Below are 491 nucleotides of genomic sequence, written 5' to 3' on the forward strand. Positions count from 1 at the left end.
CCTCCGTGCTCGTCAGCGTCAGCGGCTTCAAGGCCCGCACCGGCGAGCTGCGCGTGCAGCTCTACGGCGGCAACGCGGCCGATTTCCTCGCCAAGGGCAAGTGGCTCCGCCGGATCGATCTCCCCGTCTCCAGGTCGGGGCCGATGAAGGTCTGCGTCGCGGTCCCCAAGCCCGGCAACTACGCGATCGCCGTGCGCCACGACGTGCAGAACAACGGTTCCGACTGGAACGACGGCGCCGGTTTCTCCCGCAATCCGAAGCTGTCGATCACCAACTACAAGCCCAGGCACAGCCAGGTGGTCATCCCCGTCGGCGACGGTGTCAAGCACATCGACGTGGTGCTGAACTACCGCAGGGGGCTCTCGATCGGGCCGATCGGCTGAGCCATGGCCCGCGTCGCGCTCCTTTCCAATCCGCGCTCGACGGGGAACAGGTCGCTGCTTCCCCGCGTGAGGAGCTTCTGCGCCGCGAACAAGGACATCTTCCACTAT

The 491-nt window shown here is 66.4% G+C and carries 1 protein-coding gene; it reads left to right on the forward strand.

Annotated elements, in window-relative coordinates:
* The coding region (locus AC2JF9_RS08530) for a DUF2141 domain-containing protein (protein ID WP_500726914.1) at positions 1-383 on the forward strand (383 nt) is incomplete at its 5' end.
* Positions 384-491: the final 108 nt, after the last annotated feature.

This window comes from Lactobacillus sp. C449L, assembly GCF_059900815.1.